18 protein-coding genes are annotated in these 23645 nt (G+C 48.0%); 10 read left to right on the forward strand and 8 right to left on the reverse strand.

The genetic code is table 11. The annotated features are described in order from the left end of the window. Positions 1–19: 19 nt before the first annotated feature. Genes trkA through def form a run of 7 tightly spaced genes read right to left on the reverse strand, consistent with a single transcriptional unit; the run spans position 20 to position 8429 of the window. On the reverse strand, positions 20–1399 hold the full coding sequence (gene trkA / locus DFR28_RS16160; protein WP_113955421.1) for a Trk system potassium transporter TrkA: 1380 nt from the start codon (positions 1397–1399) through the stop codon (positions 20–22). A 7-nt stretch (positions 1400–1406) separates the two neighbouring features. After that, positions 1407–2783: a sigma-54-dependent transcriptional regulator gene (locus tag DFR28_RS16165; protein ID WP_113955422.1), complete on the reverse strand. Its 1377-nt coding sequence runs from the start codon at positions 2781–2783 to the stop codon at positions 1407–1409. A 13-nt stretch (positions 2784–2796) separates the two neighbouring features. Continuing rightward, positions 2797–5097, reverse strand: coding sequence for a sensor histidine kinase (locus DFR28_RS16170; protein WP_113955423.1), 2301 nt, complete (start codon positions 5095–5097; stop codon positions 2797–2799). Then, positions 5079–5618, reverse strand: a complete 540-nt coding sequence (locus DFR28_RS16175) for a DUF4390 domain-containing protein (RefSeq protein ID WP_113955424.1) — start codon at positions 5616–5618, stop codon at positions 5079–5081. The genes DFR28_RS16170 and DFR28_RS16175 overlap by 19 nt, the downstream gene beginning before the upstream one ends. 21 nt (positions 5619–5639) lie before the next feature. Then, positions 5640–6953: a 16S rRNA (cytosine(967)-C(5))-methyltransferase RsmB gene (gene rsmB / locus DFR28_RS16180; protein WP_113955425.1), complete on the reverse strand. Its 1314-nt coding sequence runs from the start codon at positions 6951–6953 to the stop codon at positions 5640–5642. Between the two features lie 9 nt (positions 6954–6962). Then, a complete protein-coding gene (fmt, locus tag DFR28_RS16185) occupies positions 6963–7904 on the reverse strand; it encodes a methionyl-tRNA formyltransferase (protein ID WP_113955426.1) in 942 nt (313 codons plus the stop codon). A 27-nt stretch (positions 7905–7931) separates the two neighbouring features. Further along, positions 7932–8429: a peptide deformylase gene (gene def, locus DFR28_RS16190; protein ID WP_113955427.1), complete on the reverse strand. Its 498-nt coding sequence runs from the start codon at positions 8427–8429 to the stop codon at positions 7932–7934. 208 nt (positions 8430–8637) lie between these two features. Between def and DFR28_RS16195 the strand changes: the two genes are divergently transcribed. The 4 genes from DFR28_RS16195 (at position 8638) to topA (ending at position 14483) form a co-directional block, all read left to right on the forward strand. Next, positions 8638–9735, forward strand: coding sequence for a LysM peptidoglycan-binding domain-containing protein (locus tag DFR28_RS16195; protein ID WP_113955428.1), 1098 nt, complete (start codon positions 8638–8640; stop codon positions 9733–9735). Positions 9736–9878: 143 nt separating this feature from the next. After that, positions 9879–10991 (forward strand): DNA-processing protein DprA, encoded by a 1113-nt coding sequence (dprA, locus tag DFR28_RS16200; protein WP_113955429.1) that lies wholly within the window; start codon positions 9879–9881, stop codon positions 10989–10991. A 63-nt stretch (positions 10992–11054) separates the two neighbouring features. Beyond that, entirely contained in the window at positions 11055–11537 is a 483-nt protein-coding gene (locus tag DFR28_RS16205) for a Smg family protein (protein ID WP_170132140.1), read from the forward strand. Between the two features lie 207 nt (positions 11538–11744). Then, positions 11745–14483 (forward strand): type I DNA topoisomerase, encoded by a 2739-nt coding sequence (gene topA, locus DFR28_RS16210; RefSeq protein WP_113955431.1) that lies wholly within the window; start codon positions 11745–11747, stop codon positions 14481–14483. A gap of 103 nt (positions 14484–14586) precedes the next feature. Here topA and DFR28_RS16215 read toward each other — a convergent pair whose 3' ends face one another. Next, the gene (locus DFR28_RS16215; protein WP_113955432.1) at positions 14587–17325 is read right to left on the reverse strand and encodes a penicillin-binding protein 1A; all 2739 of its coding nucleotides are present in this window, start codon (positions 17323–17325) and stop codon (positions 14587–14589) included. A gap of 152 nt (positions 17326–17477) precedes the next feature. Here DFR28_RS16215 and pilM point away from each other — a divergent pair, with 152 nt between their 5' ends. The 6 genes from pilM (at position 17478) to aroK (ending at position 23251) form a co-directional block, all read left to right on the forward strand. Beyond that, positions 17478–18527, forward strand: coding sequence for a type IV pilus assembly protein PilM (gene pilM, locus DFR28_RS16220; protein WP_170132141.1), 1050 nt, complete (start codon positions 17478–17480; stop codon positions 18525–18527). Then, positions 18527–19102: a PilN domain-containing protein gene (locus DFR28_RS16225; protein WP_113955434.1), complete on the forward strand. Its 576-nt coding sequence runs from the start codon at positions 18527–18529 to the stop codon at positions 19100–19102. Before pilM ends, DFR28_RS16225 begins: the two co-directional genes overlap by 1 nt. A gap of 10 nt (positions 19103–19112) precedes the next feature. After that, positions 19113–19739 carry a type IV pilus inner membrane component PilO gene (locus DFR28_RS16230; RefSeq protein ID WP_113955435.1) on the forward strand — a complete coding sequence of 209 codons (627 nt, stop codon included), beginning with the start codon at positions 19113–19115 and terminating at the stop codon, positions 19737–19739. Next, the gene (locus DFR28_RS16235) at positions 19726–20286 is read left to right on the forward strand and encodes a pilus assembly protein PilP (RefSeq protein ID WP_170132142.1); all 561 of its coding nucleotides are present in this window, start codon (positions 19726–19728) and stop codon (positions 20284–20286) included. The genes DFR28_RS16230 and DFR28_RS16235 overlap by 14 nt, the downstream gene beginning before the upstream one ends. A 49-nt stretch (positions 20287–20335) precedes the next feature. Beyond that, positions 20336–22600, forward strand: a complete 2265-nt coding sequence (locus tag DFR28_RS16240; protein WP_113955437.1) for a type IV pilus secretin PilQ — start codon at positions 20336–20338, stop codon at positions 22598–22600. Between the two features lie 138 nt (positions 22601–22738). Beyond that, positions 22739–23251 carry a shikimate kinase AroK gene (gene aroK / locus DFR28_RS16245; RefSeq protein ID WP_113955438.1) on the forward strand — a complete coding sequence of 171 codons (513 nt, stop codon included), beginning with the start codon at positions 22739–22741 and terminating at the stop codon, positions 23249–23251. Positions 23252–23645: the final 394 nt, after the last annotated feature.

Consider the following 23645-nt stretch of genomic DNA (forward strand, 5'->3'; position numbering starts at 1 on the left):
TTGCTGCTGAGTTACGGCCTTAAAGGAAAGTCACGCTGACTTGGAACAAGGATTCGACATCGCTAATGCATGCCTTGTTGTCCATGAATATGATGACGTGATCTTGGGGTTCGATCTTAGTGTCTACATTGGGAATGATAACTTCGCCATCGCGTACGATTGCGCCGACACCGGTGCCGGCCGGAAACGGTATTTCCCGAACCCCTTTACCAATAACTTTAGATGAATTGGCATCGCCATGTGCGATTGCTTCAATGGCTTCAGCTTTGCCACGTCGCAATGAGTGCACGGCTACCACATCTCCGCGCCGAATGTGCGCAAGGACACTGCCTATAGTTGCCACTCGAGGTGAAATAATGACGTTGATATCGCGATGCTCAAGGTTTTCCACGTAGGCCGGTCGATTGACTAAGGCCATAACGCGCTTAGCGCCGAGACGCTTGGCTAAATTGGCCGATAAAATGTTCACTTCGTCTTTTTCGGTGACAGCGCAAAACACGTCGGCGTTCTCGATATTCTCTTGAAGTAGCAGGCCAGAATCGGCCGCGTCGCCATTTAATACAATGGTATCGCTGACTTGTTCAGCAATTTGCGCCGCGCGTTGAGGGTTATATTCAATCAATTTAACGCTGTAACCTTTGCGCTCTAATTCATTCGCCAGGTTTAAGCCGATATTCCCGCCGCCGGCAATAAACACGCGCTTGGGTTTGTCGCTCTTGCCGCGCATCTGCTTCATTATTTGCCGAATGTGTTGGCGCGCTGCCACGAAGAAGACCTCGTCTTTCTCCATGATAGTGGTGTCGGACTTCGGTGTGATAACTTCGTGGTCGCGATAAATCGCTGCGACACGAGTTTCGATGCCGGGCATGTGTTTTTTCATGTCGCGCAAGGTGCAGTTCATTAGTGCGCCACCTTTTACGGCTTTGATACCAATTAATTGCACGAGACCGTCTGCGAAATCCAGTACTTGCAGTGCGCCAGGAAACTCGATTAAACGCATGATGTGATCGCATACAATCACTTCTGGTGAAATCACTACATCCACTTTAAAGCCTGACTCCATCTTAAATAGAGCTGGGTTATTGAGATACTCTTTTGACCGCAAGCGGGCGATTTTGGTGGGAATCGAGAAAAATGCTTCGGCGACCTGACAAGCCACCAAATTAACTTCGTCGTTGTTGGTTACCGCTAGGAGCAAGGTTGTGTCTTCAGCGCCCGCGGCTTTTAACACCGACGGATGTGCTGCATTGCCGGTTACTGTGCGAATGTCGAGGCGGTTTTGCAGTTGGTGTAAGGCTTGACCGTCGATATCGACAATAGTGACGTCATTTTCTTCGCCGACCAAAACCTCGGCGATTGATCCGCCAACCTGGCTGGCTCCCAAAATCAAAATTTTCATGTCATCGTTACTTCGCGTCTCGCGCGCTGATATCTAGACTCTTTAGTTTTCGGTACAAATGGGTGCGTTCCAGCCCAACTTTTTTAGCTAGGGCGCTTACGTTGCCGTCCACCGTACCCAGATGATAGTTCAAATAGGCTTTTTCGAATGCTTCTTTTGCTTGGCGCATGTCGCCGTCAAAGTAGTCGGGCAGTACGGTAGCTTTCTGCTGCATTCCACCATCACCGCCTAGAGCGTCGGTGACATCCGCAATCATGATGGTTTTTTCAGTGTTCAAGATCAGCAAGCGCTGTAATACGTTTTGCAGCTGCCGAACATTGCCAGGCCAGCTGTAATCGATAAGTGCTTGCATGGCATCGTCGTTAAACGCCGGTCGCGGCAATTGATTTTTTACCGTGGTGTCTTCAATAAACAGCTCAATTAGTTCTGGTAAGTCTTTGCGTCGATGTCGTAACGACGGCACTTGAATAGGGATGACATTCAAACGGTAATACAGATCTTCACTAAACGTGCCTTGGTTGACGGCTTTTTGCGGATTGCCGCTAGTGGTTACGATTACACGCACGTCTAGTTCGATATATTCGCTGCCGCCGAGTCGTAGAAACTGCCTTTCTTGCAGTGCGCTGAGCAGTTTGTTCTGTGTATCTAGGGTTAAACCGAGCACTTCATTAATGAATAATGTGCCACCTTTTGCTTCCTCGAAGCGGCCAATAACTACTTTACCATCGGCTTCGCTGCCAAATAGCGCTTGGGCAACGCCTTCGCTTGGCATGGCAGCGAGATTCAATTCAACGAATTGCGCGTCAGCCCGCGGGCTGTTTTCGTGGACCTTGCGAGCAACTAAGCGTTTGCCAACACCGGACTCGCCAGTGATAAAGACCCAGCTGTCAGTTGGGCCGAGTAACTGCACGTGGCGCATGAGTTCGCGGCTGGCATCGCTGTTGGAAATAATTGGTGAGTCGTATTGAAGTCGAGACTTTAGCTGGCGATTTTCTTCGCGTAGCGACGCATTTTCTAAGCCGCGTTCGACACTTAGTAATAACTTACCGGTGGAAAGTGGCTTCTCCAGAAAATCATAGGCGCCTAATTTGACGGCCTCGACTGCATTTTCGACCGTGCCATGACCGGAAATCATCACCACTGGGGTATTGCCCAGCTGCTTGTGTTCAACCCAATGCTTGAGCACTGAAATGCCGTCTTCTTTGGGCATCCAAATATCAAGCAATACCAAATTGGGCTGATTGTCGCGAAATTGTTTGCGCGCCTGTTCGGCGTTTTCGGCGAGACTCACCGTATATCCCTCGTCTTGCAGAATGTCTTGCAAGATATTGCGGATATCGGGCTCGTCGTCGACGACTAAAATGTGTGGTTTAGAGTTAGACATACCGTCTTTGGTACTAGCCAATTAGTGAGGGTTTATCGTGGTCGATATCGGAATTCGTGGACTCGTCTGACTGTAAAGTATTTTGGTTACGATTACCACGATAGGTTTGCATTGCATTGATCGGTAGTCGCATATGCATGGCGGCGCCACCTAAACTGCTTTGGCGGGTCCAGACTGATCCGCTGTGCTCTTCGACGATTCGTTTCACGATCGCCAGTCCGAGCCCTGAGCCTTTCGCCTTGGAGCTGACATATGGGTCAAACAGTGATTCGCGAATTTCCTCTGGAATGCCAGAGCCATTATCTTCCACCACCAGATCAATATATTGACCGGTGATTTTGGCCGCAATGTGGGTACGAATTCGAAGTTTAGCCGCGGGCACATCTTCCAGTGCATGGCTGGCATTAATTACCAGGTTATTGAGAACTTGCCGCAACGCGGAGCCGTTGGCTTTGATTGCCGGTAGCGAGTCATCTAGGTCGAGCTCGATATCGATCGAGGTGAGTGATGAGGTATGTAATTCAACCACATCGCGCACCAGTTGGTTAATGTCTAGGGTGCGTAACTTGGCCCGCACTGGTTGAGCGTAGCTAGAAAATGCATTAACCATTTCTTTCATCGATTCAACTTGTTGGACAATGGTGCGTGTGGCGCGGTCGAGGGTTTCTTGTAGCTCATCACTCACGTGATCGGATAGTTTTGATTTAATGCGTTCGGCCGATAATTGAATCGGTGTCAGTGGATTTTTGATTTCGTGTGCTAAGCGCCTAGCGACCTCGCCCCATGCGGCATCGCGTTGGGCTTGAATCAGGTTGGTTACGTCATCGAACACAATGACATGGTTGTCGTACTCTACTTGATTGCTCTGATGCATTTGCATGGAGCCGTGTTCGCCATGCAAAAGTGAGCCTCGAATGATCAGAATTTGTCGACCGTGCTTGCCCAGCAGTGTAATTTCATCTTGCCAAGTTGCTTGGCCTGACGCGATACCGCTTTCGATAACTTCGAAAAACTGTGTGGTATGACCGTAGTTTGCAACGAGCTCGGGTAAGGTTTTGCCTAGCGTGGTGGAGCGATCGAGGCCGAGAATATCGGTCGCTGCGCTGTTGCAAATCTGTAAGCGTTTATCCTGATCGAATGAAAAGACCCCTGAGGATAAATTAGTTAGCACTGCTTCTAGGTAGCCTTTTTGTTGCTCGGTCTCGGTTTGGCTCGCTTGCGCGGCTTGTTGAGCATCATTAATTTTGCTGCTCATATTGTTAAATGATTTAGTCAAGATGCCGAGTTCGTCGGTCGTTGTCACCGGCAGATGCGAACCATAATCACCTTCGGCGATTTTTTGTGTGCCGGCTGCAAGGTTGGATATCGGCGCGACCAAACGGCGCGATAAATAAATCGCTGTGAGCATTGAAAATAAAAGGCTTGCCAGCGAAATTAGGCTCAAGGTCACAATTAGACTGAATTTAAGCGGCCCTCTCGCGAACAGCATTTGTGCGTACTGGCTATTGGCTTTTTCCACGCTCTCGGTGAGTGTGGCGTAGCGTAGTGGCAGAATCTTGATGGCTTGCAAGCCAAAAAACTCTCGCCCTAGTTCATTGACGCGGATCGGTGTGACGATGCGGAACTGTAAGGTGGATTCCGAAATGGGTTCGAGTAAGGTGTAGGTTTGGTTTAGTCGCAGCTCAGTGAACACTTCGTCGCCAGGTGTGTCAGGTAAAATCTTGCTGGCATCGGCGCTAGAGAACGCCACAATTCGCCCATCGTCGGAATACAGTGATAATTCGCTGTAGCCTTCGAGTTCGCGAATGTCGTCGAGCGTTCTTAGCAGTTCGCCGGCGGTGATTTTTTGGCGAATACTCTTGGCATACTCTTCGACATCGGCTGTGAGCTCTTCTTTGATGCCTTCTAGCGCGGTTTTGCTGAGGAGCAAAGAGTCTTTTACAGTTTGCTCGATTCGCACATCGAACCAGCTATCAACCCCTTTATTAAGGAACTGAATAGAGAAGAAATAAATCAGCGAAAACGGAATCACTGTTAGAAACAGGAAAATAACCACTAATTTCGCGGTTAACTTGGAGCCAATTTCATTACGTCTGAATTGGCGGAATAAGGTATAGCAATTGGTGAATAAGAAAAACACCAAGATCGCGATGCCAAGGCTGCCGAGCAGCGTGATCCAAAACTGCAGGTTGCCCGATGCGTCGTCACTCAGAGATTTAACAATGAGAAAGCACAGCGCAAAGAGCAAGATTGAGCAGACCGAAATAACCGGAATCGGTGCCGAGATTTTTTTAACTATGGAACGGATTGCCATTTCTTCCAGCCGCTGTTGATATCCCAGTCTTCCGTAATAAATGCACTTAGGCGCATGGGCCCAGGTAAGTCGACCTTGCTCAAGCGGAGCCGCATTCGATAGGGTGTTTCAGGGGAGTGATAATGATTAAATAAACCCATAGCACTACTTGCGACGTAGTCCATGGTGCTGGTTAATGAGCTAAATATATTGGGTGCTAAATCTGAACCATCGCTAACCAAGTAACGGTTTGATAAAGCATGATGAGTCACCACGAATTGATGGCTTTGAATATGTCGGGGAATCTTGAAAAAGAGAATTTGGGTGACCACTGCGTATTCGCTAATGAAAGTCAGAGGGACGCCGTTATCGACCGCCCGTGCGACTTCTGCCGACAGCGCGATTGTCAGCTCTCCGTTGTGGTACTCAATGGCTTGAGGATCCGCTGCTTGGACTTGCCCAGTTTGGGTCAATATCAGTATCGCCAGCAGAGCCCTAATGCCTGCGGGTAGGTGTCGCTGATAACTGCGTTTGGTGAGCAATGGTTTCTCTGTATAAGCGGTTTAAGTGTCGGTGTTCGCTTTCTGTATGAGGCAATAATAAAACCCATCCATCGCATGCACACCAGGCAATGTCTGCACACCAGGCTCTACGGTTTGTGCGACCGGATGTGGCGTGGCGATTAGCATAGCATCGTTTTGTTGCGCAACAAACTGGCTGACTTGAGCGTTATTTTCGGCCGGCAGTATTGAACAAGTCATGTATAACATTTTCCCGCCTGGTGCGAGATAAGCCCAAAGATTTTGTAATAACGCGGCCTGAATTGATTGCAGTTGTTCGATATCGCTGGGGCGGCGATGGTGTTTGATGTCTGGATGTCGTCGTATTACGCCTAAGCCGCTACACGGGGCGTCTATTAAAATACGTTGGTAGCCTGTTGCTGGGGTTGGCCAACTGGGTGTTTCGCTGGCATCGGCTACATAGACATTCGCATTCAGTTGTAGTCGGGCTAAGGTGCCATGTAATTGCTCGCAACGTGATTCTGAGATGTCTAGTGCATCCATGCTTAGTTGGTTATCGCAACGTTCCAAAATGTGCGCGGTTTTGCCGCCGGGAGCGGCGCAGGCGTCGAGTACGTGCATGCCTGGTTGGCAGTCGAGCAGGTCGGCGGCAATTTGCGCTGCGGAGTCTTGTACTGAGCACGCGCCTTGATCGAATTGTGGTAGCAGTGTTACCGACACCGGTTGTTGCAAAATCAGGCCGTCGCGGGTATTTGGGTCAATATCAGACGCTATACCAGCCTCAGCTAGTTGTGATTGGTAGTCATCGCGTGAAGCGTGTCTACTATTGACGCGCAAACACATAGGTGGGCGTTGGTTGTTGCCAGCCATGATGGCCGCAGCCTGTTGCGGCCAAGCAGTGTCAATGGCGTCGCGGATCCAGCTTGGATGGCTCAGCGAATTCATGTCTTGCTCAAGTATTAACGGATCGCGCTGCGCGGTGCGCAGACAGCCATTAATTAAGTTCTTGGCCCATTGTTTATTTAATTGTTTGCAGGCACTAACGGTTTCGGCCACCGCGGCATGTTCGGCGGTGTCTAATTTGCGAAGTTGGTATAAGCCCACGAGTAGCACGAAGTGGATAACTCGGTCTTTATTGCGAATCGGTGTTTTAAGCAAGCTTGCCGCAACGGTGTCTAATTCGCCGTACCAGCGGCACACACCATATATAAGTTCTTGAATGAATCCGCGGTCTTGCGGTGAAAAATCTTGTGTCTCAAACAAATCGGCCAGCGCTGCATCAAGCGAGTGTCCTTTGTCGATGATTTGCCAACAGAGTTTAGCCGCTGCTGCGCGCGTGTTTAGCGTCTTTGCCATGTCGTCAACCTATCCGAGTTGGTCGCCGACACTGAGCGGGTAACCGTTGCGGAACTCTTTATATGGCATGGCGCGACTACCATCACGTTGCAGCGTACCAATCTTAAGTGAGCCGGTGGCACACGCTACCGATATGCCGTCATCATCCAGCGCAATAATTGTGCCTGGTGTGGGGGCGCTCTGTTGGCTCACTGTTGCGTCTTGCACATTTGGATGGGTGTCGCTGATTCGTAAGCGGGTATCGCCATGCTGAGTTTGGCAGCCTGGCCATGGAAAGAAGGCTCTGGCCTTTCGGTCGATTGCCGCTGCACTGAGATTCCAGTCGACGATTGATTCGTGCTTCTCGATCTTTTTGGCGTAGCAGGATTGGTCATGATCCTGCGGTGTAGGCACTAGTTTTGGGTTTTCTGCCAAGTTGGTGAGTGTCTCGATGATGCCTTCGGCACCTAATGCGGCGAGTTTGTCATGTAATGACGCGCTGGTTTCATCGGGGGCGATCATGATCTTGCGCATTTGAAATACCGGCCCCGTGTCGAGCCCGCGTTCCATTTGCATGATGCTTGCGCCGGTTTCACTGTCGCCAGCTTCGATTGCTCGTTGAATGGGCGCCGCACCGCGCCAGCGAGGGAGTAACGAGGCATGAATATTCAGGCAGCCTAATGCGGGAACATCCAGAATTGATTGGGGCAGTAACATGCCGTATGCCACGACCACCATGATGTCAGCATTGAGCGCCTGCACATTAGCCACCTCGTTTTTCAGGCTGGTGGGCTGAAAAACCGGAATATTGTGTTGTTCGGCAACCCGCTTAACCGGTGGGGGAGATAATTTCTTGCCGCGCCCTGAGCGCCGATCGGGTTGGGTAAATACCGCGACCACGTCATGGCTATCTATCAATGCCGATAGCGGTGCCACCGCGAACTCGGGCGTGCCTGCGAAAATAACTTTCATGCTGGTATGTGTCTCGTGTGAGAGCCGCTACAGACGTGCTCGCTTAACCATCTTCTTGCGAATGCGGTCCTGCTTGAGTCGTGATAGATAGTCGACAAATACTTTACCTGCCAAATGATCCATCTCATGTTGTATGCAAACGGCGAGCAGGCCCTCAGCATCAAGCTCAAAGATTTCACCTTGCTGGTCTAATGCGGTGATCTTTATGCGTTCGGCTCGTTTGACCGGCGCATAGTATTCTGGAACCGATAGACAGCCTTCGTCGTATACTTGTTCGCCGTCACGTTCTATCACGGTAGGATTAATTAATATCAATGGAGAGTTGCGATCGTCGGACAAATCCATCACGATAACTTGTTCATGTACGTCGACTTGGGTAGCGGCTAAGCCGATACCGTTGGCGTCGTACATGGTGTCTATCATGTCGGAAACGAGCGTACGAACGCGGTCATCCACCGTTTTAACGGGTTTTGCCACGGTTCTGAGGCGTTCATCGGGGTAGACTAATATTTCTAAAATCGCCATGTGCAAGCACTATTCTGTTGATTTACTTCAATTTTGCATACAGTTTGGCGTAAAAATAACGTAAACTGCATTCTACATTGTTTGCGTAACATACTAAATAAGCAGTATTATTTGCTTTTCGAGTATGCGTTTCGGATGCGTGTATTATGCGTTATTCGGTATCGACATACCATGAAAACCAATTGCCTAACCAGCTGGTCAAAACAGAATGACAACAAAAAAACTAAATTTACACCAAAATCGCGCACGCACTTCCTACCGAAAGTCTTTTCAAAAGACAATTGCTGGGTTCTTAATGGGACTGGTGCTTGGTAGTGTATCAATCGCAAGTCTCGCTCAGGATAACCCAGTTCTAGCGGATTCGTACCCAGATCGCTACACGGTGGTTGAGGGCGATACCTTATGGGGTATCTCGGCTCGGTTTCTGCGTGATCCATGGCGCTGGCCCGAAGTATGGCAGGGTAATCCTCAAGTTCAAAACCCAGATCTCATTTTTCCGGGTGACGTATTGGTGATGACCTTTGTTGATGGTCGACCAGTATTGAAGTCATTGCGTCGAGAGACGGTCAAGATGTCGCCGTCAGCTCGCAGTGTTCGCTACGATTCCATTCCGGTAATTGATCCTGCTGCGATCAGTGCTTATCTCGATGCGCCATTGGTGACTGATGATAATGAACTGAAAAATGCGGGGTATATTGTCGACGGATTCGATAATCGATTGTTGATGGGCAAGTATGACCAGTTTTATGCCAGAAACATTCTTGATACCGAAGCCGATGCCTACCGCGTATTTCGTGCTGGCCGGCACTTTATCGACCCATTTACTGGCGAAAGCTTGGGTTGGGAAGCGGTGCACTTAGGTGACGCAAATATGCTTAAAGGCGGCGATCCAGCTCGGCTCGTATTGACCAAAGCCTACAAAGACGTGACATTACGTGATCGGTTACGCCCTATTTACGATAAAGAAGCGCTACCGTTCTATTTCCCTAAGGCGCCAGACAACGATGACGTCCGTGGCGTTATCTTGGAGACCCCTAATGCGTCAACTGAATTGGGAGCGCTGTCGATAGTGGCGGTTAATCTCGGTATTCGTGAGGGTATGAAGGTTGGCGACGTGCTTAGAATACGAAGCCAATCTGTTGCCAAGAAAGATCCAATGACTGGCGAAGCATATAAAATTCCAGAAGAAAAGGTTGGCTTGGGAATGGTTTTCAGAACGTTTGAAAAGGTCAGTTATATGTTGATTACTGACACCAAGCGTCAAGTTCGCCCAGGTGATGTTGTGGTTAGCCCCAACCAAGAGTAAGCTTAAGCAGTACTAACAACATTGGGCCGGTTGCCATGCCGGCTCTCTACTGCAGATGGATCTGCTATTTAGGATGAACCCGCTAGTTTTTTGCTTGGCGGGTTCCTCTGATTATTGACCGCAAACCAAGGAGGGTCTTGCTTATGAAGAAACAATCATCCCGAGATACCTGTCGCTCCGACTGGTGTGCTTTGATCCGAGATCGACGTTGGTCGACTCGTCAGAAGCTTATTTTACTTGAGAGTATCGGTCCGCCAGCGGCAGTATTAAATGCACCTAGGTCGCGCATCCAAGAATTGATAGGGCTGACTAAGCACTGGCATGCTGGGCGGGCGGCGGCGCGCGACGTTGAGCGAGACATGGATTGGTTGTCACAAGCCAGTCACCAGTTAATCGATTTTTGGCATGCGAGTTTTCCATCGGCATTACGGGAGTTGCCAGATCCTCCGATTGCCCTGTTTGCGATTGGCGATCTTACTTGCCTCAATGAGCCGAAGGTCTCAATTGTCGGGTCACGTCGTCCAACTCCGGTTGGCCGTCGTTTAGTCGCATCGATTGCGTCGGATTTGGCGCGGCTCGGAGTTGTGGTAACGAGTGGTATGGCGCTTGGCATTGATGGTTTGGCGCATCAAGCGGCTCTGGCTGAAAATGCGAAGAGTATTGCAATTTTGGGTAGTGGTTTAGATCGACCTACACCAAGTAGGCATGAGAAGTTATATAAGCAGCTGTGTGAGACAGGATTGGTGTTGTCAGAATACCCTATTGGCACGCATGCGACCCGCTACACGTTTCCCGAGCGTAACCGCCTAGTAAGTGGTGTATCGCTCGGTGTGGTGATTGTGGAGGCTGCTGAGCGCAGTGGAACGCTGATTACCGCGCGGCTGGCGATGGAGCAGAATAGAGAGGTCATGGTGTTGCCCGGTTCGGCTTTGAGTGCTCAATATGCTGGGTCGCATCGGCTTATTCAGCAGGGCGCTGGGTTGGTGCTTGACGGTCAAGATGTCTTGAACTGTCTGGCCCTAGAGATTCAGCAGTCAGTGGCTGCCAGTAGTAAGACTGAAGCGGCTATTGTTCGAGGTTTGCCGTCAGATTGTGTCGAATTATTGCATTGTATTGACGCTGCTGGTAGCACCGTGAACGACATAATTTTGGAGAGCGGATTGACGCCAGCAGAAGTTTCATCCATGCTAATAACGTTGGAGTTAGCTGGCGCTGTCGCGGTTGGGGTAGATGGAGGTTATGTCAATCTGTCGTAATTTAGCAGATGCTAGCCCACAGTCTTTAGACGGCGGCTTTTTAAAGTGATGGGAGAGGTGGATATGAAAGAAGATATGTTGGAAGTCTTGATTTATCTCTTCGAGAATTACATTGCCGATGGCGTAGCACTTGACCCCAGTCACGATGAATTGGCGGATGAACTTGCCGGTGCGGGCTTTCCCGGAGAAGAAATTGAGAAGGCGTTCGTTTGGCTCGAAGGTCTACTAGAAATTAGCGAGCAAGACACACAGCACAATCAGCCACAGGCAGCCGAATCATGGCGCTATTACACGGCTGATGAGTTTGCGTGCTTGAAACTTGAAGGAACGTCGTTACTTACTCGATTGGTTGATGCCGGCGTATTAGACCAGTTTCTTCGTGAGATGGTGATTGATCGTGTAATGGCGTTGGATTCCGCTGAAGTGAATATTGACCACATAAAATGGGTCATTTTGATGGTGTTGAGTAACCAGCCAGGCTTCTCTGAGATTGCGGAATGGGCCGAAGTGGTAGTAACTGAAGACCTTGCGCCGGTGATTCATTAGCGTTAAAGGCTTAATTTTGATCAACGCTTTTACGACTCAGGTAAGCGAAAAATATAATGCAGATTGGGTGAAACTTGCCCAATGACAGCAGAACGTGGATACTTCTTCCACCAAACTATTCTTAGTCTGGACTCGAAGTGGCGCATAGTCAGTTACTATTTGTGCCGATTTGAGTGCAACTAATTAGACAACATATAAGCGAGCATAATGGGCAAATCGTTAGTTATCGTCGAGTCACCAGCAAAGGCTAAAACGATCAACAAATATTTAGGTAGCGACTACATAGTTAAGTCCAGTGTTGGTCATATTCGAGATTTGCCAACCAGTGGTGGCGACAAAAAACCAATTGATGCCAAGGAGCGTGCGCGCCAAGCAGCAATTACGCGAAAGTTGTCACCAGAAGACAAAATCATCCACAAGCAAAAGAAAAGCAAGCAGCAGTTGATCAATCGAATGGGGGTGAATCCCGACAAAGATTGGGAGGCGCGCTACGAAATCTTGCCTGGTAAAGAGAAGGTGGTGGATGAATTAGTTAAGCTTGCCAAAGATGCTGACGTTATTTATCTCGCGACGGATATGGATCGTGAGGGAGAAGCAATCGCATGGCATTTGCAAGAAGCCATCGGCGGCGACCCGTCACGTTATCGACGTGTGGTGTTTAACGAGATTACCAAGACGGCTATTCAAGCCGCATTTGAGAAGCCTGGCCCTGTTGATATGGCTAGAGTCAACGCTCAGCAGGCCAGACGATTTCTTGATCGCGTGGTGGGCTATATGGTGTCGCCACTATTGTGGGCTAAAATCGCGCGTGGCTTGTCAGCAGGCCGTGTTCAATCAGTCGCCTTGAGGTTGGTTGTGGAGCGCGAGCGCGAGATTCGGGCATTCATTCCAGAGGAATACTGGGACTTATTTGCTGATCTGAAGACCGCCGGTAAAGATTCGGTCAATTTTGAGGTGAGAAAGCATCGCGGTGAGAATTTCAAGCCGTTGACTGAGGCGCAGACCTTAGCTGCTATTGATGAGTTAAAGGCGGCGGATTACCGTATTGCCGACATCAAAGAGAGGCCTACATCGACTAAGCCTACTGCGCCGTATATAACGTCCACATTGCAACAAGCCGCAAGCACTCGGCTTGGGTTTGGTGTGAAAAAGACCATGATGTTGGCTCAGCGGCTCTATGAAGCCGGTTATATCACTTATATGAGAACCGACTCGACCAATTTGAGTCAGGGCGCCGTTGCTCAGTGTCGTGACTACATTGCTGATAAATACGGTAAGAAATATTTGCCTGAGTCACCAATTTCTTATGCGAGTAAAGAAGGCGCGCAGGACGCGCATGAGGCGATTCGCCCTTCGGATGTGTCAATACTGCCGACTCAGTTAAGTAATGTTGACCGTGATGCCGAGCGCCTTTACACCTTGATTTGGCGGCAATTTTTGGCTTGTCAGATGACGCCAGCTAAGTTTATGAGCACCAGTGTGGTGGTTGAAGCTGGTGACTATGAGTTACGCACACGTGGGCGTGTCATTTTGTTTGATGGCTATCAGAAGGTGCAGCCTCCAATGAGCGCCAAAGGCGACGATGATGCGGTATTGCCGCCGATGAAGGTCAATGAAGTGTTGGCTTTGCAGGCGCTAAACCCAACGCAGCATTTCACTAAGCCGCCAGCACGGTTTACCGAAGCGAGTTTGGTTAAGGAATTAGAGAAGCGTGGTATCGGTCGACCGTCTACTTACGCAGCGATTATTTCGACGATCCAAGACCGTGGCTATGTGCAAGTTGAAAAGCGTCGTTTTTACGCACAAAAAATGGGCGATATTGTGACCGAGCGCTTGGTCGAGAGTTTTACTGAACTAATGGACTACGATTTTACCGCTAACATGGAAGATCGTTTGGATGACGTAGCTAAAGGTCGACTGGAGTGGCGCGATTTACTTAATCGCTTTTATTCCGAGTTCTCAGAAACCTTGCTTAAGGCGCAGAATGACGATGACGGTGGCATGCGGCCCAATGAGCCGACTGAAACCGATATTGAATGCCCGACCTGTGGTCGGCCGATGCAGGTTCGCACCGGAACTACCGGGGTATTCCTTGGGTGTTCAGGTTATGTGTTGCCGCCGAAAGAGCGTTGCAAGTCCACTATGAACTTGGTGCCGGGTGATGAAGCCGTTAACGTTGATGAAGACGATGAAGCTGAAGCAAAGTTGCTTATCAAAAAGCATCATTGTGCAATTTGTCATTCGGCTATGGATAGTTATTTGCTTGATGAGTCTCGTAAGCTGCACATTTGTGGGAACAATCCTGATTGTGCGGGCTTTGAGGTTGAGCAAGGTGTGTTCAAGATTAAGGGCTATGAAGGGCCGGTACTTGAATGCGATAAGTGTGGCAGCGACATGCAGTTAAAAAATGGTCGTTTTGGCAAGTATTTTGGTTGTACCAGCGAAGATTGTAAGAATACACGTAAGCTGCTTCGCAATGGTGAGGCAGCGCCGCCTAAGATGGACCCAGTGTCGATGCCCGACTTGAAGTGCCTTAAGGTCGATGACCATTATGTGCTACGAGATGGTGCGTCCGGCTTGTTTCTAGCGGCGAGCGGGTTTCCTAAAAATCGTGAAACTAGAGCGCCTTTAGTGGCTGAAATTCTGCCATATAAGGATCAGATTGATAAAAAGTACACCTATTTATTCGATGCGCCTGTCGCGGATAAGGATGGTGTGCCGACGGTGATTCGCTACAGTCGTAAGACTAAGGAAATCTACGTTCAGTCAGAGGACGATGGTAAGGCGACTGGTTGGAAGGCTTTTTATGAGGGTGGCAAATGGGTCATCACTGATGGTAAGTCGGTGAAAAAGCCTAAAGCGAAGAAAAAAGCATCCAAGAAAAAGGCCAAGAAAAAAGTCACTAAGAAGAAGGCCAGCAAAAAGAAGGTTAGTAAAAAGCAGTAATATTCTTATCTGTGATGCGCCTCCGTTCAATTGACGGGTGCGCAGCGTAAGTTTGCTGGCCTAGCTAGTTGTATGGCCTGTCAATGAGAGGTAGTCGCGCTTGCTAGAATAGGCCTTCTGTTTCTTCCTCTGTCTCGATGATGCGTTCTTCTGGCTCAATGAGCTGACTCTCGTCTTCGAGGCTGTCAGGGTCTAGTTCTCCATCTATACCAAGGTTATCAAGAGACTCCATTGCTTGTTGGTTTGGCTGAACGCCCTCTTCCCGTAACTGCTCAATAAATTGCTCTGCACTTAAGGTTCCGTCATCTAGATGTGTACGAAGCAGTGAGCGATAAAGGGCGTACTCTGGTGTCAGCGGCTTAACCACGAAATATTCTGGTATCGCATCTGGGCTGTCTTCAGTGGTGCGGCGTCCAGTCGCGCGATCGACGTACCCTGCCTCTATGTATTCAGGCAAATCCGTCGAGTCTTGAGGGATGCCTTTTAATGCTGTTTGCATATAGTCGACCCAGATGGGAAGGGCGGCTTTGCTGCCTGACTCACCTCTGCCCATTGTTGTTGGGTCATCGAATCCAATCCACACGGTCGTCGCGATTTGTGAATTAAAGCCAGTAAACCATGCGTCTACATAGTCGTTAGTAGTACCGGTTTTGCCGGCTAAATCGGTGCGATTTAAGCTTTTTGCTCGCCGTGCAGTACCGTTCTGTACAACGTCTTTCATCATGCTGACAGTTAGGAAATTATTGGCATGCGACATTACTCGCGGAGCTTCATATTCGCTCGGTGATCCGGCTTGATCCGCAGTTAGCGGCGAGTTGTTGGCTTCAGTTGAGTAGTCTGTATTGGGCTGCTCCGAGTCGTCTAATCTTATTTCTTGTTTGGCGGGCTCAAGTAACGGAGGCATTTCTATATACTTTCCATAACATTCGTCGCAAAACTTAGGTTCAGGTGCTTGGTATAGAATTTTGCCGTTACGGTCAGTGATGGTCTGAATAAAGTAAGGATTAATCCGGTAGCCGCCGTTTGCCAAGGTGCTGTACGCGTTCAAAACTTCTAGCGGAGTAGCGCCGCCAGAGCCAAGCGCCATTGTTAGGCTGCGTGAGAAGCGCTGCATATCGATGCCAAAGCGCGCGACGTACTCCCGTGCATACTCGATGCCGATAGCTCGCAGTAAGCGAATCGACACAAGGTTCATCGATTTTGCGAGGGCTTCCCGCATGCGGGTGGGGCCGTAAAATTTACCACCGTAATTTTCAGGTCGCCAGACTGTGCCGTGAGCTGGATCGGTGATAACGATAGGAGCGCCGCTAATGAGGCTGGCAGGTGTGAAGCCTTGGTCAAGTGATGCTGAGTATATAAACGGTTTGATATTAGAGCCAGGTTGGCGTATCGATTGAATGGCGCGATTATACTTATTTAGGAAGAAGTCATAGCCGCCGACTAGCGAGATAATTTCGCCAGTATTTGGGTTCATTGAAATTAGCGCTCCGCTTACCGATGGTATCTGTGATAGCTGCCATTGTATTTGCTCGGGTATTTGCTGCGCAGTCGCCTCGGTTGCATTGACTGTTGCGGGTTTTGTAGTAGCGGGTTCAACGTAAACAATATTTCCCGCCGCAACTAGGTCGGTCATTGATTTAACCGCATCACCAATTAAATCTGCGGTCTTATGTCGTCGGGCCCACTTTGCTGAATCTAGGCTGATGGATGCTTGTCCATAGTCGCGTGTCCAAATAACCGCTGATTCCTTAGTGACGCTTAAGATCAACGCGGGTACTTGCTCTTGGCTAGAGGGGTATGCGCTCAAGGCGTTTTCATAGGCTTCGTCTAAAATGCCGTCTACTGGCTCAAAACTCGCCAAATCAACTTTGCCGACGGGGCCGCGAAAGCCGTGGCGACGATCGTAGTCCTTGAGTCCGGAGCGTAGCGACTTAGAGGCGGCAAGTTGTGGCTTCGCTTGTATTGTTGTGTAAACATTTAGGCCTTGCCAGTAGGCTTCTTCGCCAAACTGTTCGGTCAGCTGAGCGCGTACCATTTCGGCGATATGGGGTGCGTTGAGGCCGGTTGGTCGTGAGTGCTTTTCAGCGCTTACAGCTTCTTCCGTCGCTATTTCTAGGTCTTCTTGCGTTATTAGCTTGAGTTCGTGGAGGCGGCCCAAGACGTAGTTGCGTCGAATGGTCGCGCGTTCCGGATTTCGCAGTGGATTAAAGGTTGAAGGAGCCTTGGGTAAACCGGCCAACATGGCCGTTTGAGCAAGAGTTAGCTCATTAATTGGCTTTCCATAGTAGACTTCGGCCGCGGCGCCGAAGCCATAAGCGCGATGTCCTAAGAATATTTTGTTTATGTACAGACCAAGGATTTCTTCTTTAGACAGTAGTTGCTCGAGCCGAATGGCGAGCAATATCTCCTTTATTTTGCGTGAGTATGTTTTATCTCGCGTGAGGAAAAAGTTACGCGCGACTTGCATCGTTATGGTGCTCGCGCCTTGCCCGGATGAGCCGCTTTTGAAGTTCGATAATGCCGCGCGGACCAGCCCTTTCAAGTCAATTCCGCCATGCTCGAAGAAGCCGTCGTCTTCGCTCGCGAGCACAGCGTTTATAAGGGTTTGCGGGATATTTTCGTAAGCGAGAGGCTTGCGGCGCTCGTCACCAAACTCAGAAATCAGGATGTTTTCAGATGAGTAAACACGTAGCGGAACTTTGAGTTCTAGCCCTTGAATCTGCGAGGCGTCTGGAAGCTCCCTGCTGAACTGAACGACTAAAAAACCGGCCGTAATAAACCCGACCATAAATAGCCAGCTGCCAATCGTGGTCAGCCTCAGCCATAGTTGTGACTTTTTCAAAATAAGTTGATTCGATCTAATAACCCAACAACGATCATATATTAAATTATGGATTTCCTAAATAGAATTGTGGCATTATTGGCGCGGGTTGGTTAGACTTTGAAGTAAGTGATTACAAAAATGATATAAATAGCGGTTTTTATGGAGGTTTCTTGAAACTGTTCAGCTCAAAATCTAAGGCAGTAATCGGCATCGATATCGGAACTCATTCGATAAAACTAGTCGAATTGGCCGGCACCAGTGCCAACCCTAAGGTGGTTGCTTGGGGTGTCGCTCCGTTGCCCGCAGGTGCTTTTTCAGAAAATGCCATTGCAAATGCAGAAGTTATTTCTGAGGTCCTAATGCGTCTAATAACGCAGTCAGGGGTCAAGGGGGATACTGCTGCGGTAGCTGTGTCGTCCTCCCATGCAATAACCAAAGTGTTGGGTATGCCGGCTGATATTGGTGAACTGGAATTGGAGGAGCAAGTCAGTATTGAGGCGCTTCACTTCATTCCGTATCCAATTGATGAAGTTAATCTCGATTTTGAGGTGCTCGGGGTGTCTGAGGCCAATGATCAAGAAAACGATGTCCTGCTAGTCGCATGTCGACGGAGCATTGTCGATGATTACATCGATTTAATGGCAAGCGCAGACTTAACACTCAATTATGTTGATATCGATACCTACGCTCTTGAGCGTGTGTATCGATCGCAAAATACATTGGGTTCTAATTCAGATCAGCCAGTAGCGGTTTTTGATATTGGGTCTTCTAGCAGCCATCTAATGGTGCTAGACGATAGTCGCGTACTATATTCGCGTCATCAAAATTTCGGTGCAGGGCAGCTTATTAAGCTTATCCGTAAGGAGTATGGTGTCAGTGCTGATGAAGCAGAAGAAATTTTGCAGTCTTCACAGCCTCCAGGTGATTTTCTGACAGCTGTGCAGGAGCCATTTGTTGAAATGCTGCGGCAAGAAGTAAGTCGTGCGCTGCAATTCTTTTACTCTTCCAGTTCATTTTCAAACATTGATAGCGTCGTTTTGTCCGGTGCATGTTGCGCGCTAGCGGGACTTGCTGGCGATCTTGAAGTTAAATTGCGTACCAAGGTGACGGTATTAAACCCGATTGCAAATGCGAACGTTCAGTCTCGTAGAGATGCAATTCTTGCTGCTGCGCCCAGTTTATCTATCGCGTATGGCTTATCGTTGAGAGGGCTGAACTAATGGCCAATATTAATCTACTACCATGGCGTGAAGTCCAGCGTAGAGAGCGCAATCGCGCAACCTTAGTGATTTGTATCGCTATGTGGGTCGCAGCAGGTCTGGTCGTAATGGCTGGTAAGCTGATCATGGATGCACGTATTAGCAACCAAGAGTCGCGTAACGCGTATTTGCAGTCTGAGATAAATGCGCTGGCGAAAGTAATCAAAGAAATTGATGACTTGAAGGCCAAGCGTGACGCGCTACTGGCGCGTATGCAAGTGATCCAGAATTTGCAGCAGAATCGCTCTCAGATCGTTCATATGTTTGATGATTTAGTTAATAAGTTGCCGAAAGGTGTCTTTTACGACCGAATCGCGAGGGCAAACAATCGTTTAAATATACGTGGTTACGCCCAGTCCAATGAGCGAGTTTCGGCGCTGATGAGAAACTTAGATGCTTCAGATTGGTTTGATCAATCGTCCCTAAAGCAAGTTGATGTTGTTGACAGAAGTGGGCTGCTTGTTAGTCAGTTTGTTATCGATGTTAAGGAGCAGAGCGGAAAGGTTAGTAAAAATGACGCGGAGGATATTCGTTAGATTGGCATAGATGTCAGTTGTTAACGAGCATATAAATATGGGATTACTTGAAGAGTTAAACGGTTTAGATTTCAATGATATCGGTTCTTGGACGCGCCGAGTAAAGTTATTGATGGCTGGAATATTGTGTGTCGCTATTATTGTGGCTGGCTACAATTTTATTATTAAGGATCAAATAACCGCGTTACAAAAAGTTCAAAAACTCGAACCGCAGTTGAAACAGACATTTCTTGAGAAGAAGGCATTGGCAATTAATCTTGATGCTTATAAGCAGCAAATGATCGAAGCGGATGAGAACTTCAGTGTGCTGCGTAAGCAGTTACCAAACGAAAGTGAAATGCCTGATTTGTTGATTGATATGACGCAGGTTGGGTTATCTCGGGGGTTGCAATTTGAGCAAATTAAACCGGGAAGCCTGATTGAGAAAGATTTCTATGCGGAAAAGTTGGTTAATATTTCTGCAAATGGAAGATATCACCAGATTGCTGAGTTCATTAGCGACGTTGCGGCTTTGCCCAGGATTATTAATGTGGCGGATTTTACGTTAGAGCGCAGAGGCGACGATCCTGAGATTTTGAGTCTTCGTGCAGTAACGAAGACCTATCACTACCTGGAGGATGCTTATGTTTCCGAATAATCTGCTAATGCAATCTTCTACCTTTTTGAGGGTGTCGCTAGTCGGTGTCCTAATGGCTGGTTTGCAGGCTTGTGGCGGTGGTAGTGCTCAAGATTTACGCGACTTTGTTGAGACTGCGTATCAAGATAAGAAGCCTGATATTGAACCTTTACCGGTTATCGAGCCCTATCAAGGGTTCACGTATTCGGCGTTTGATCTTAATGACCCTTACTCACCTGGAAATATTATCAATGCGCGTGATGCAGAGAGTCGTGTTGCAGCGCAAAGAGATGTGAATCGTCGTCGTGAAGCGTTGGAGGAGTTTCCTCTGGATGCGCTCGCCATGGTTGGAACCATGTCTCAAAATGGTGCGCCTTGGGTGATTGTGCAAACAGCAATAGGTACCGCGCACCTAGCAACTATTGGTAATTACCTTGGTCAAAATGAAGGGAAAATCAAAGAGATTTTTCCTGAAGAGCAGCGGATCGTAATTGAAGAGAGCGTACTTGACCCAGCAGGGCGATTGGTCGCTCGTGAAGTCGAAATGACCATCGATGAACTCCAATAGACATTAAAAACTAGAAGTAAATGAATAATAACAATCAGGAAGCACAATTATGAATGCAAGCCACCTACCCGAAAGCATGTGCAAACGTATTACGCAGATTCTTGCATGCGTTGCTTTGGTAACTTTTGCAAACTTTAGTCTGGCTCAACAGAGCGCTGTTCTAACCGACGTACTTTATAGTGAGTTGAGCGGTGATACGATCCAAATCAACTTTGTGACCGATGCGAAGCTCGAAGAGCCCGGAAGTTTCAGTACTGAAACACCTCCGCGAATCGCACTCGACTTTTTTGGGCTGAAAAATGGCCTTGAAAAGAGCCAAATTGATGTTTCAAGTGGAAAAGTAGACAGCATAGTAGCCGTTGAGACTGTTGATCGAACTCGCATTATTATCAATCTGTTCAGTTCGGCGCGATACACTTTGCTTCCGACCGATGATGGCTACTCGGTAACTGTCCACAATACTGATTTTGATGACAGTCAAGTTCGCGCACCAAAGCCGTTCGCTTCGCGCCCAGATGTTCAGTCAGATGTGGCTATAACCAATGTTGATTTCAGGCGTTCGGAAGCGGGCGGTGGAACATTGATTGTGGATTTTTCAGACGACAATATCTCGGTCGATACACGAGAGCGCGATGGTGAAATCGTTGTTGACCTATTGGGTGTTAACCTGCCGCAGGAGATGGAGCAGCGTTTAGACGTTACTGATTTCGCTACGCCAGTACAAACTATTGATTCATTTCAAAACGCAGATAATGTTCGAATGGTAGTGGTGCCTCAAGGTCGCTATCAACACTTGTCGTTGCAGGCTGGTAGTCGATACACGTTGGTTGTTGATCCGATTATCGAGACAGTCGAAGACGAGCGTGATCGAGCTGACAGTGAGCTTGGTTTTGAAGGTGAGCGTTTATCTATCAATTTCCAGAATATCGAAGTTCGTGCAGCACTGGCTATTATCGCTGATTTTACCGGAATCAATTTTGTCACCAGTGATTCTGTTAGCGGTAAAATCACAATCAACTTAAAGGATGTTCCTTGGGATCAAGCGTTGGATGTGATTCTGAGAACTAAGGGGCTAGCCAAGCGTCAAACCGGAAATGTGATTTGGGTTGCTCCAAGTGGTGAGATCCAAAAGGTAGAAGAAGAAGAGTTAAAGCAAAATGCCGTAGTAGCTGAGTTTGCGCCATTAGTCACCGAAGTGATTCGCATAAACTATGCTAAGGCTGAAGAAGTAGCTGATGTAATCAAATCTGTGAAAGTTATTAGGCAGGGTAATACTGCCTCTGGAACTGACTTTGATGGCCCTCGATCGAGTGCGGTTAATATCACGGAAACCGATAAGAACTCTTTGTTAAGTGCGCGCGGTAGCGTTACTGTCGACAAGCGTACTAATAGTTTGCTGGTTCAAGATGTGGCTAGCCAAATTAAGTCGCTTCGAAATGTGATTGCTAAGCTGGATAAGCCCGTTCGTCAAGTTTTGATTGAAACTCGAATAGTAGAAGCCAACGACACATTTAGTCGAGAGTTAGGCGCTCGTTTAGGTTTTCAGCGTATTACTGAAAATGCACGCTTCCCAGGGGCTAACGGTTCAAATATTGGTGACTTTGTCGGCAGTGGCACGACTGAAGGCTTAACAACTATCAGCGATTCTTTGAATGATGATGAAGATGGAGTCATATTCGATAATTCGCGCGGTACCCCAGGAGGTCTTGCGGTAGATCTGGGTGCTGAATCAATAGAAGGCACCAACCCAGCTTCTTATGCATTTGATATTTTTCGTGCAGGTACGGGGTTTGCTCATTTAATCACGCTTGAACTTTCGGCACTAGAAGCAGATGGTCGCGGTCGAATTGTCGCAAGTCCACGCTTGTTAACAGCTAATCAAAAAGAGGCTCGGATTAGTCAAGGTCAGGAAGTTTATATAGCGATACCTGGTAACGGTGCTGGTGTCGGTGGCGGCGGTCAAGGCGGACTTGAGAAGATTGAGGCTGAATTGACGTTAATCGTAACGCCGCAGATAACTCCAGATGATCGTGTCATTCTTGATGTGAAAATCTCACAAGACAATTTGATTACACCAACCATTGTTGGTACTAAGCAAATTGAGACACAGGTGTTAGCCGATAATGGTGAAACGGTAGTGATTGGCGGAATTTATCAGGAAGATACCGCTAATTCTGAGACCAAAGTTCCGCTTTTGGGAGATATTCCAATCCTCGGTAACTTGTTCAAAAAGAAGACAAAACGTTCAAATCGAACTGAGTTGTTGATCTTTTTGACACCAAAAATTATCAGTCCGAAATTGAATTTGGGATAATCGTCCCCACATACAGTTTCTCGTTCAGAAGCAGGGGCCGTGCCCCTGCTTTTGTGATTTATATTCTCCACAACTAAGTCGCCTAGCTCTTCGCGTTTAATCGCGATTGCGTGGTTGGCTTAGGCGTCTAAGAACACATTGATTAATATGCAGAATTTGATCTTGATCGGCCCAATGGGCTCTGGAAAAACGACTGTTGGTAAACAGCTTGCCAAGCGTACACGTATGGATTTTGTAGATTCAGATCACATGATTGAGGAACGTTGTGGTGTGTCAATATCAACCATCTTTGATATCGAAGGCGAAGATGGCTTCAGAAAGCGTGAAACTAAAATGTTATCGGAGCTGTGCGAACGCAACGGCATCGTGTTGGCGACAGGTGGCGGCGCGGTAGTTAGTGAAGAAAATAGAATCTTATTAAGAAAAGGGTTTGTTGTTTATCTGAAAACGTCAATTGAAACCCAGCTAGCACGCACTCAGAAGAATCAGAATCGACCGCTTTTGGAGAATGTCGATGCCGAAACTAAACTCGAAGAGCTTATGGAAGAGCGAGGCAAATTATATGAGCAAGAAGCTGATTTAATTGTAATGTCAGGCGAACGAATCGTGTCCAAGGTAGTGGATGAAATTATAGAAGCACTCGAGAAATAGTCTTATCGAGGTTTGTTTGTAAAAGTTGTTCTGTCAATATTGGAAATGCGTGCGTGAGTAGAGGTTGAGAGAGTGACATTTTCGCCTTCAGGCCTTATACTGGCGCTCCTTTTTCGCTTCGACTATCAATGTAGATAGTCTTACAGCAACTATTATTTGATTGCTATATTCTTATTTGGTTTGCCAATCGATTCGTTTCGGCGAGTTGAAGATCGGTAAACTGACGGAATTCTGCACGAATCATTGGTCATGATTGCTTTTGCAAAGTTTCGCCACTGGTTAGTTGGATGAGTTTTAGTCTGGTTCAAATATTGGTGTAGCTAGAGTGCCGTCATACCTGATTGTGGTGTTGCAACTTGAGTGCTTCTTCTCTCGAGTGCCATCACTAAATCGA

It is taken from the genome of Arenicella xantha, assembly GCF_003315245.1.
Classification (GTDB): Bacteria; Pseudomonadota; Gammaproteobacteria; order Arenicellales; family Arenicellaceae; genus Arenicella; species Arenicella xantha.

What these genes read in the sequence shown, in the direction of transcription:
- DFR28_RS16230 (WP_113955435.1), top strand. Translation starts at nt 19,113, where the DNA reads ATGTCAGTTGTTAACGAGCATATAAATATGGGATTACTTGAAGAGTTA.
- rsmB (WP_113955425.1), bottom strand. Translation starts at nt 6,953, where the DNA reads ATGGCAAAGACGCTAAACACGCGCGCAGCAGCGGCTAAACTCTGTTGG.
- DFR28_RS16235 (WP_170132142.1), top strand. Translation starts at nt 19,726, where the DNA reads ATGTTTCCGAATAATCTGCTAATGCAATCTTCTACCTTTTTGAGGGTG.
- fmt (WP_113955426.1), bottom strand. Translation starts at nt 7,904, where the DNA reads ATGAAAGTTATTTTCGCAGGCACGCCCGAGTTCGCGGTGGCACCGCTA.
- DFR28_RS16205 (WP_170132140.1), top strand. Translation starts at nt 11,055, where the DNA reads ATGAAAGAAGATATGTTGGAAGTCTTGATTTATCTCTTCGAGAATTAC.
- DFR28_RS16195 (WP_113955428.1), top strand. Translation starts at nt 8,638, where the DNA reads ATGACAACAAAAAAACTAAATTTACACCAAAATCGCGCACGCACTTCC.
- def (WP_113955427.1), bottom strand. Translation starts at nt 8,429, where the DNA reads ATGGCGATTTTAGAAATATTAGTCTACCCCGATGAACGCCTCAGAACC.
- dprA (WP_113955429.1), top strand. Translation starts at nt 9,879, where the DNA reads ATGAAGAAACAATCATCCCGAGATACCTGTCGCTCCGACTGGTGTGCT.
- trkA (WP_113955421.1), bottom strand. Translation starts at nt 1,399, where the DNA reads ATGAAAATTTTGATTTTGGGAGCCAGCCAGGTTGGCGGATCAATCGCC.
- DFR28_RS16165 (WP_113955422.1), bottom strand. Translation starts at nt 2,783, where the DNA reads ATGTCTAACTCTAAACCACACATTTTAGTCGTCGACGACGAGCCCGAT.
- DFR28_RS16225 (WP_113955434.1), top strand. Translation starts at nt 18,527, where the DNA reads ATGGCCAATATTAATCTACTACCATGGCGTGAAGTCCAGCGTAGAGAG.
- DFR28_RS16240 (WP_113955437.1), top strand. Translation starts at nt 20,336, where the DNA reads ATGAATGCAAGCCACCTACCCGAAAGCATGTGCAAACGTATTACGCAG.
- topA (WP_113955431.1), top strand. Translation starts at nt 11,745, where the DNA reads ATGGGCAAATCGTTAGTTATCGTCGAGTCACCAGCAAAGGCTAAAACG.
- DFR28_RS16170 (WP_113955423.1), bottom strand. Translation starts at nt 5,097, where the DNA reads ATGGCAATCCGTTCCATAGTTAAAAAAATCTCGGCACCGATTCCGGTT.